Annotated in this window: 7 protein-coding genes; 3 read left to right on the top strand and 4 right to left on the bottom strand. The window is 70.1% G+C overall.

Going from position 1 to position 9,270, the window contains the following annotated elements; all coding sequences use genetic code 11:
* Nucleotides 1-1,777 (bottom strand): phosphoribosylformylglycinamidine synthase (purL, locus tag VFM98_RS22280; protein ID WP_325112083.1); only part of this gene is annotated, 1,777 nt, incomplete at its 3' end.
* Nucleotides 1,778-1,884: 107 nt separating this feature from the next.
* On the opposite strand from purL, the gene map reads away from it, so the two are divergent.
* A complete protein-coding gene (gene map / locus VFM98_RS22275; protein ID WP_325112082.1) occupies nucleotides 1,885-2,688 on the top strand; it encodes a type I methionyl aminopeptidase in 804 nt (267 codons plus the stop codon).
* Nucleotides 2,685-5,348, top strand: coding sequence for a [protein-PII] uridylyltransferase (locus VFM98_RS22270; protein WP_325112081.1), 2,664 nt, complete (start codon nucleotides 2,685-2,687; stop codon nucleotides 5,346-5,348). Before map ends, VFM98_RS22270 begins: the two co-directional genes overlap by 4 nt.
* Nucleotides 5,349-5,373: 25 nt before the next feature.
* Here VFM98_RS22270 and def read toward each other — a convergent pair whose 3' ends face one another.
* Nucleotides 5,374-5,913: a peptide deformylase gene (gene def / locus VFM98_RS22265; RefSeq protein WP_325112080.1), complete on the bottom strand. Its 540-nt coding sequence runs from the start codon at nucleotides 5,911-5,913 to the stop codon at nucleotides 5,374-5,376.
* 47 nt (nucleotides 5,914-5,960) lie between these two features.
* Between def and VFM98_RS22260 the strand changes: the two genes are divergently transcribed.
* On the top strand, nucleotides 5,961-6,377 hold the full coding sequence (locus VFM98_RS22260; RefSeq protein WP_325112079.1) for a YbaN family protein: 417 nt from the start codon (nucleotides 5,961-5,963) through the stop codon (nucleotides 6,375-6,377).
* Between the two features lie 18 nt (nucleotides 6,378-6,395).
* On the opposite strand, the gene ligA is transcribed toward VFM98_RS22260, so the two are convergent.
* Both ligA and VFM98_RS22250 read right to left on the bottom strand, forming a co-directional pair.
* Nucleotides 6,396-8,441, bottom strand: coding sequence for an NAD-dependent DNA ligase LigA (gene ligA / locus VFM98_RS22255; RefSeq protein WP_325112078.1), 2,046 nt, complete (start codon nucleotides 8,439-8,441; stop codon nucleotides 6,396-6,398).
* Nucleotides 8,438-9,270, bottom strand: an 833-nt coding sequence (locus VFM98_RS22250; protein ID WP_325112077.1) for a cell division protein FtsZ, incomplete at its 5' end; no start/stop codon positions are given. The genes ligA and VFM98_RS22250, both read right to left, overlap by 4 nt.

The following is a 9,270-nucleotide window of genomic DNA, read 5'->3' as shown; positions in this document are numbered from 1 at the left end:
GGGCCGGGGTGAGGGGCACCCCGGCCGCCACCACCAGCTGCCGATCCTCGGTCGCCACGCCCACCACCGCGAACGGGCAGCGTTCGCGGTCGCAGAAGGCGCGGAACTGCTCCAGCGATTCCGGGGCTATCGCGAGCACGTAGCGCTCCTGGCTCTCGTTGCACCAGATCTCCTTCGGTGCCAGGCCCGATTCCTCCAGCGGCACCCGCCGCAGGTCGAAGCGCGCGCCGCGGCCGGCATCGTTGGTCAGCTCGGGGAAGGCGTTCGAGAGCCCGCCCGCGCCCACGTCGTGGATCGCGAGGATCGGGTTCTTCTCGCCCAGCGCCCAGCAGCGGTTGATCACCTCCTGCGCGCGGCGCTCGATCTCCGGGTTGCCGCGCTGCACCGAATCGAAATCGAGTTCCGCCGTGTTGGTGCCGGTGGCCATGGACGAGGCGGCGCCCCCGCCCATGCCGATGCGCATGCCGGGGCCGCCCAGCTGCACCAGCAAGGTGCCGGCCGGGAACGGGATCTTGTGGGTGAGCCCGGCATCGATGAAGCCGATGCCGCCGGCGATCATGATCGGCTTGTGGTAGCCGCGCGCGACGCCCGCCACCTCCTGCTCGTACTCGCGGAAGTAGCCCAGCAGGTTGGGCCGGCCGAATTCGTTGTTGAAGGCCGCGCCGCCGAGCGGGCCCTCGGTCATGATCTGCAGCGGGCTGGCGATGTGCTCCGGCTTGCCGAAGCTGCCTTCCCACAGCTTCGATACCGTGAAGCCGGTCAGGCCCGCCTTGGGACGGGCGCCGCGGCCGGTGGCACCTTCGTCGCGGATCTCGCCGCCGGCGCCAGTGGACGCGCCGGGAAAGGGCGAGATCGCCGTCGGGTGGTTGTGCGTCTCCACCTTCATCAGCACGTGGTGCACCGCCTCGCCGGCGCGGTAGAGGCCCGCCTCGTCCGGCACGAAGCGCTCGACCCGGTGGCCTTCCATCACCGCGGCGTTGTCCGCATAGGCCACCACCGTGTGCCGCGGATGCGCCTGGTGCGTGTTGCGGATCATGGCGAACAGGCTCTTGTCCTGCGGCTGGCCGTCGATGGTGAAGCTGGCGTTGAAGATCTTGTGCCGGCAGTGCTCGCTGTTCGCCTGCGCGAACATCATCAGCTCGACGTCGGTCGGGTTGCGCCCGAGGCCGGTGAAGGCCTGCACCAGGTAGTCGATCTCGTCTTCGGCCAGCGCCAGGCCGAACCGGCGGTTGGCCTCCTCCAGCGCGGCGCGGCCGCCGCCGAGCACGTCCACGTGCTCCATGGGCTGGGCCTGCAGCTCGGTGAACAGGCGCTCGGCCTCGGCCAGGCTGGGCACCACGCTTTCCGTCATGCGGTCGTGCAGCAGCGCGGCGACGGCCGCGAGCTGGGCCGGCTCCAGCTGCGGCTTGCCCAGCCAGCCGGACGACAGCCGCAGCCGGTATTCGACCGCCCGCTCGATGCGGCGGATCGCGAGGCCGCAGTTGTGCGCGATGTCGGTGGCCTTGGAAGCCCAGGGCGAGACGGTGCCCAGGCGCGGCGTGACCACCAGCAGCGGCCCCTCGGCCGGGCCCGCATACGGATCGCCGTAGGTCAGCAGTGCCGCGAGGTGCTCGCGCTCCTCGGCACTGAAGGGATGCTCGCTGGCGACGAGGTGGACGTAGCGCGCCGCGATGCCCGCGATCTTGGGATGCACCGCTTGCAGGCGCGGCAGGAGTTGCTGGATCCGGAAGTCGCTGAGGGCCTGGCCGCCCTCGAACTCGGTGATGTGCAGGGACACTGTGCTGAAGCCTTCGGATGGGGCGCGGGGGCCGCTGACTGGGGCGCTCCCGGGAGAGCCTGCCATTCTACCTGCGTGCCTTTTTCCGCTCTGGGATAATCCCGCCCATGGGCATCACGATCAAAGACGAAGCAGGCATCCAGGGGATGCGCACCGCCGGGCGGCTGGCGGCGGAGGTCCTGGACTACCTCACGCCGCTGATCAAGCCGGGCATCACCACCCGCGACATCGACTGGCTGGCCGCCGAGTGCATGGCCAAGCAGGGCACGACGTCCGCCACGCTGGGCTACCAGCCGGCCGGCTACCCGCCCTACCCGGCCTCGCTGTGCACCTCGGTGAACCACGTGGTGTGCCACGGCATCCCGAACGACAAGCCGCTGAAGAAGGGCGACATCGTCAACGTCGACGTCACGGTCATCAAGGACGGCTGGTACGGCGACACCAGCCGCATGTTCATCGTCGGCGACGCCTCGATCGCGGCCAAGCGCCTGGTGGCGATCACCTACGACGCGATGTGGCACGGCATCGTGCAGGTCAAGCCGGGCGTGCGCCTGGGCGACATCGGCTGGTCCATCCAGAAGTTCGCCGAGAGCAACGGCTTCTCCGTGGTGCGCGAGTTCTGCGGCCACGGCATCGGCCGCAACTTCCACGAGGAGCCCCAGGTGCTGCACTACGGCAAGCCGGGCACGCTGGAGGAGCTGCGGCCCGGCATGGTCTTCACCATCGAGCCGATGATCAACGCCGGCCGCCGCGACGTGAAGGAGTTCGGCAACGACGGCTGGACCATCGTCACCAAGGACCATTCGCTGTCGGCGCAGTGGGAGCACACCGTCCTCGTCACCGAGACCGGCTACGAGGTGCTGACGCTGTCGGAAGGCAGCCCGCCGCCGCCGGCCTTCGTGAAGGGATGACGCAACCCACCGTCGTCCCCGCGCCGGGGCCCCAGGAAGGTCTGGATTCCCGCCTGCGCGGGAACGACGGGGACTCGCGCGGGAATGACGGCGCGGGTGCCTACAAGCCCCGCAAGGCCGCCCTGCTGGCCGAGTTCCGCGAAGTCGGCTCCACCCGCAGCGTCAAGGGGCTGCTGCAGAAGCTGAGCCAGCTCGCCGACGAGAGCCTCGAGGTACTGTGGAAGGAAGCGGGCCTTCCGGCCAGCATCGCGCTGGTCGCCGTCGGCGGCTTCGGCCGCGGCGAGCTGTTCCCGTATTCCGACGTCGACGTGCTGATCCTGCTGCCGGACGGCGTTTCGCCCGACGACGACGAGGCGCTGAAGCAGCGCATCGAGCGCTTCGTCGGCAGCTGCTGGGACGCCGGGCTGGAGATCGGCTCCAGCGTGCGCACGGTGGAGGAATGCCTGGCGCAGGCCGCCGGCGATGTCACCGTGCAGACGGCACTGCTCGAGTCGCGCCCGATCACGGGCGCGCGCAAGCTGTTCCTGGAGCTGCAGGCCCGCACCCGCGAGCGGATCGACCCGCGCGCCTTCTTCACCGCCAAGACGCTGGAGATGCGCCAGCGCCACACCAAGTTCGAGAACACGCCCTACTCGCTGGAGCCGAACTGCAAGGAGTCGCCCGGCGGCCTGCGCGACCTGCAGGTGATCCTGTGGGTGGCCAACGCCGCCGGCTTCGGCCGCAGCTGGGACGAGCTGGCGCGGCGCGGCCTGGCCACCGCCTTCGAGGCGCGCCAGATCAAGCAGAACGAGGCGTTGCTGTCCATGCTGCGGGCGCGGCTGCACATCGTGGCGGGCCGGCGCGAGGACCGGCTGGTGTTCGACCTGCAGAACACGGTGGCCGATTCGCTGGGCTACAAGCCGGTGCTGCGCGGCGACGGCCGCATGCTGGCGCGGGCCAGCGAGCGCCTGATGAAGCGCTTCTACTGGGCGGCCAAGGCCGTGGCGCAGCTCAATCAGATCCTGCTGCTGAACATCGAGGAGAGGCTCAACCCGCTGGCCGCGGAAGCGCGTCCGATCAACGAGCGCTTCCTGGAGAAGGCCGGCAACATCGAGGTGGCGAGCGACGACCTGTACCTGAAGAACCCGCGCGCCATCCTCGAGACCTTCCTGCTGTTCCAGACCACGCCCGGCGTCAAGGGCCTGTCGGCGCGCACGCTGCGCGCGCTCTACAACGCGCGCCGGGTGATGGACACGGCGTTCCGCAACGACCCGGTCAACCACGCCACCTTCCGCGCCATGCTGATGGCGCCGAGCGGCATCACCCACGCCATGCGCTTGCTGAACCAGACTTCGGTGCTGGGGCGCTACCTGTGGGTGTTCCGCCGCATCGTGGGGCAGATGCAGCACGACCTGTTCCACGTCTACACGGTGGACCAGCACATCCTGATGGTGCTGCGCAACGTGCGCCGCTTCTTCATCGCGGAGCACGCGCACGAGTATCCGTTCTGCTCGCAGCTGGCGGCCGGCTGGGACAAGCCCTGGGTCCTCTACATCGCGGCGCTGTTCCACGACATCGCCAAGGGCCGCGGCGGCGACCACTCGGAACTGGGCGCGCGCGAGGTGCGGCGCTTCTGCCGCCAGAACGGCATCCCGGCGGAGGACTGCAAGCTGGCCGAATTCCTGGTGCGCAATCACCTCCTCATGAGCAACGTGGCGCAGAAGCAGGACCTCGGCGACCCGGAGGTGATCAAGGCCTTCGCCGCGCGGGTGGGCAACGAGCGCAACCTCACGGCGCTGTACCTGCTCACCGTGGCCGACATCCGCGGCACCAGCCCCAAGGTGTGGAACGCCTGGAAGGGCAAGCTGCTGGAAGACCTGTACCGCTACACGGTGCGGGCGCTGGGCGGCGCCGCGCCGGACCCGCGCGCCGAGGTGGAGGCGCGCAAGCGCGAGGCGCTGGTGCAGCTGCAGCTCTATGCCCTGCCCTTCGAGGCCCACAAGAAGCTGTGGGACACGCTGGACGTGGGCTACTTCATGCGCCACGACGCCGGCGACATCGTCTGGCACACGCGCCACGTCTCACGTTATGTCGGCACGGCCAAGGTGATCGTGCGCGCCCGCATGTCGCCGGTGGGCGAGGGGCTGCAGATCATGGTCTACACGGCCGACCAGCCGGACCTGTTCGCCCGCATCTGCGGCTATTTCGACCACGCCGGCTTCAGCATCCTGGACGCCAAGATCCACACCGCCACCAACGGCTACGCGCTCGACACCTTCCAGGTGGTCACGGCCATGCTGCCGGAGCACTACCGCGAGCTGTGCAGCATGGTGGAGTCGGACCTGGCCCACGTCATCGCAGCGGCCGGCCCGCTGCCGGCGCCCAGCCGCGGCCGCGTCTCGCGCCGGGTCAAGAGCTTCCCGATCCCGCCCCGGGTGGACCTGTTGCCGGACGAGAAGGCGCAGCGCTGGCTGCTCTCCGTCTCCGCCAGCGACCGCGTGGGCCTGCTCTATTCCATCGCCCGCGTGCTGGCGCGCCACAACCTGAACCTGCAGCTCGCCAAGGTGACGACGCTGGGCGAGCGGGTGGAAGACACTTTCCTGATCGACGGTCCCGAGCTGCAACAGAACCGGCGCCAGATCGAGATCGAGACCGAGCTGCTGGAGGCGATCGCAGGCTGATCGGTGTAAAGCCTGTAACGCCGGGCTAATCCTCGTCGGCGCCGGCCAGCTCCGGGAACAGGATCTCGGTGAAGCCGAAACGGGTGAGGTCGCGCACCCGCATCGGGTACAGCTTGCCCGCCAGGTGGTCGCATTCGTGCTGCACCACCCGGGCATGAAAACCTTCGACTTCACGTGCTATCGGCCGGCCCTTCTCGTCGAAGCCGCTGTAGCGGATGCGCCGCCAACGTGGAACGACGCCGCGCAGGCCCGGCACCGACAGGCAGCCCTCCCAGTCCTCCTCTTCCTCGTCACCGAGCGGGGTGACCACGGGATTCACCAGCACGGTGCGCGGCACCGGCGGCGCATCGGGATAGCGGGGGTTGGGCGCATCGGTGCCGAAGATCACCAGCTGCAAATCCACCCCGATCTGGGGGGCGGCCAGGCCGGCGCCGTTGGCGGCGCGCATCGTCTCCTGCATGTCCGCAACCAGGGCATGCAGTTCGGGCGTGTCGAATTCGCGTACCGGCTGCGCCACACGCAGCAGCCGCGCGTCCCCCATCTTCAGTATTTCGCGTACGGACATGGTTGCGGAGCATACGCGCCGCGCGCCCAACTGGTATCTTCCTTGCAATGGAAAACGAAGCGCAGACGGCTCCCCGCGGACTCACGGCACCTGCCCGCTGGGCACTGCAGGCGCTGGCCGCGGTCTGCGTCGTGCTTGGCGTGATCGGGATCATCGTGCCGGTGCTGCCGACGGTGCCCTTCCTGCTGGTGGCCGCCTGGGCCGCCTCGCGCAGCTCGCCGCGGCTGCACCGCTGGCTGCTCACGCACCCGCGCTTCGGCCGGCCGCTGCGGGACTGGGAGGAGGCGAAGGTCGTGCCGCGCCCCGCCAAGTGGCTCGCCACCACGATGATCGCCGTCAGCGGGCCGGTGATGGTGTATGTAGCGCCGGCGGCCTGGCGTCCGCTGGCGTTTGTCGGCCTGGCAGCGATCGTGGCCGTGCTGGTGTGGTTGTGGCGGCGGCCGGAGCATCGGCCGGGCGCGTAGCCCCCGCGCGGCGGCAGTCTACGAACCGAGCAGGCCGCGCAGCCCCTCTTCGTCCAGCACCGCCACCCCGAGCTCGCGCGCCTTGTCCAACTTGCTGCCGGCCTCGGCGCCGGCGACGACATAGTCGGTCTTCTTGCTGACGGAGCCGGCCACCTTGGCGCCGGCGGCCTCCAGCAGTTCCTTGGCCTGGTCGCGCGAGAGGTTCGGCAGTGTCCCGGTGAGCACCACGGTCTTGCCGGCCAGCGGCTTGGGCGCCTGCACCGCCGGCTCGCCTTCCTGCCAGTGCACGCCGCAGGCGCGCAGCTGCTCGATCACCTCGCGGTTGTGCGGCTGCTGGAAGAAGGCATGGATGCTCTCGGCCACCACCGGCCCGACGTCGGGCACCTCCAGCAACTGCGCCACGTCGGCGTCCATGATGGCGTCCAGCTTGCCGAAGTGGCGCGCGAGGTCGCGCGCGGTGGATTCGCCCACGTGCCGGATGCCCAGCCCGTAGAGGAAGCGCGGCAAGGTGGTGGACTTGGACTGCTCCAGCGCGGCGAGCAGGTTCTGCGCCGATTTCTCGCCCATGCGTTCGAGCGCCACCAGGCCCTGCAGGCCGAGGCGATAGAGGTCCGGCAGCACGCGGATCACGTTGGTTTCCACCAGCTGGTCGACCAGCTTCTCGCCCAGGCCTTCGATGTCCAGCGCGCGGCGCTGGGCGAAGTGCAGGATCGCGTGCTTGCGCTGGGCGCTGCAGAACAGGCCGCCGGTGCAGCGGTGGTCCGCCTCGCCCTCCTCGCGCACCGCCTCCGAGCCGCACACCGGGCAGTGCGTGGGCATGTGGAACTCCGGCGCGTGCGGCACGCGCTTCTCGGCCACCACCGCCACCACTTCCGGGATCACGTCGCCGGCGCGCCGCACGATCACCGTGTCGCCCACGCGCACGTCCTTGCGGTGGACCTCGTCCTCGTTGTGCAGCGTCGCGTTGGTGACAGTCACGCCGCCGACGAACACCGGCGCGAGCCGCGCCACCGGCGTCAGCTTGCCGGTGCGGCCCACGTAGACGTCGATGGATTCCACCGTCGTGAGCTGCTCCTGGGCCGGGAACTTGTGCGCCACCGCCCAGCGCGGCTCGCGGGTGACGAAACCCAGCTGCTTCTGCAGCGCCAGGCTGTTGACCTTGTAGACGACGCCGTCGATGTCGAAGGGCAGCGCGTCGCGGTCGCGGCCCACGGCCTGGTGGTAGGCCACGAGTTCGTCGGCGCCGCGGGCGAGCACGGTGCGCTCCGAGACGGGAAAGCCCCAACCCTTGAGCGCCTGCAGCATCTCGTAGTGGGTCTCGAAAACCGGGCCGCCTTCGATCTCGCCCCAGCCGTAGGCGTAGAAGCTCAGGGGCCGGCGGCGGGCGATGGAGGGATCGAGCTGGCGCACGGCGCCGGCGGCGGCGTTGCGCGGGTTGACGAAGGTCTTCTCGTTCTTCGCGCCCTGGGCGATCCGCTCGCGCTGCTGCTCGTTGAGCCGCTCGAAGTCGTCGCGCCGCATGTAGACCTCGCCGCGGACTTCGAGGACGGGGGGCGCCTTGCGCAGCCGCAACGGAATCTGCCCGATCGTGCGGATGTTCTGCGTCACGTCCTCGCCGATCTCGCCGTCGCCGCGGGTGGCGGCCTGCACCAGCACGCCGTGCTCGTAGCGCAGGCTGATCGCCAGGCCGTCGAACTTCAGTTCGGCGACGTATTCCACCGGCGGATCGCCGTCCTTCAGCCCCAGCTCGCGCCGCACCCGGGCGTCGAAGTTGCGCGCGCCGCTCGCCTCGATGTCGGTCTCGGTGCGGATCGACAGCATCGGCACCTTGTGGCGCACCTTGGCGAACACGTCGAGCGCCTGGCCGCCGACGCGCTGGGTGGGCGAATCGGGCGTGCGCAGCGCCGGATACTGTTCCTCCAGCGACTGCAGCTCGCCGAACAGCTTGTCGTATTCGGCGTCCGGGATCTCCGGCGCATCGAGCACGTAGTACTGGTGGGCGTGGTGGTGCAGCAGCTCGCGCAGGGCGTCCGCGCGCTCCTGGATCGCAACGGGAATGGTCATGAAAAGAGTCTGCGCGCCTGCGGCGAACCCGCCGACAGGTCGCGCGCATCGAGCGTGTCGTACAGCTGCTCCAGGTCGGAGCCGATCGCGTCCAGCGCCTCGGCCGGGATCACGCGGCCGTCGGCATCGGTGATGAGGCCGTCCATGGAGGCGGCCAGCGCCACCGCCGCCTCGCGCATGCGCACGAAGGGCTGTTCCGCGCGCGGCACCTGCGGCACGTCCAGGCTCAGGATCAGCTCGCGGATGGCGGAGTGGGCCGGGTCGTCGGCCAGGGCGGCCTGGGTCGAGAAGGCCAGTCCCAGCACCGGTGCGCCGCCCGGCACGCCGGCCGGCAGCACCAGGCGGCCGGGAATCGCGCCGGCCACGAAGCCGAGCCGGGCGGCGTTCTGCTGCACGTAGCCGGGGCTCCAGGCCGCATTGCGCGCCCGCAGCGTGAAGCTCAATTGGGCATCGTGGGCGCTGGCGAACTGGTCCAGTTCGCGCGCCCGCCCCACCTCGTCGCGCATCTCGGGGAAGGCCGCCTCGCCGTTCACTGCGTCGGCGAAGGCCTGCGCCTTCATCACGAATTCGGAGAACTCGATCTCGTTGAGCGCGCCGTTGCGGTTGGCCAGCTGCACGCCGGCCTGGAAGGCCGTGTAGCGCTGGCCGGCGCGTGGCATCTCCCAGTCGCCCGAGCCCTCGTTGCGGCCCTCGATGGCGAAGGGCTTGCTGCCGGCGCGCCGCGTCGGCGGCAGCACGGACAGGGCCAGTTCGCCCGCCACCGGCGCATCGACGGCGATCGGGGCCAGCACGTCGATCAGCGCGTCGAGGCCGGGGCGCTTCTCCGGCA

The organism is Ramlibacter sp. (assembly GCF_035706265.1).
Taxonomy (GTDB): Bacteria; Pseudomonadota; Gammaproteobacteria; order Burkholderiales; family Burkholderiaceae_C; genus Ramlibacter.
This window is presented reverse-complemented; position numbering and strand designations above follow the sequence as displayed.

Excerpts from the sequence above, each read along its gene's own strand:
- VFM98_RS22270 (WP_325112081.1), top strand. The coding sequence starts at position 2,685 with ATGACGCAACCCACCGTCGTCCCCGCGCCGGGGCCCCAGGAAGGTCTG.
- map (WP_325112082.1), top strand. The coding sequence starts at position 1,885 with ATGGGCATCACGATCAAAGACGAAGCAGGCATCCAGGGGATGCGCACC.
- def (WP_325112080.1), bottom strand. The coding sequence starts at position 5,913 with ATGTCCGTACGCGAAATACTGAAGATGGGGGACGCGCGGCTGCTGCGT.
- VFM98_RS22260 (WP_325112079.1), top strand. The coding sequence starts at position 5,961 with ATGGAAAACGAAGCGCAGACGGCTCCCCGCGGACTCACGGCACCTGCC.
- ligA (WP_325112078.1), bottom strand. The coding sequence starts at position 8,441 with ATGACCATTCCCGTTGCGATCCAGGAGCGCGCGGACGCCCTGCGCGAG.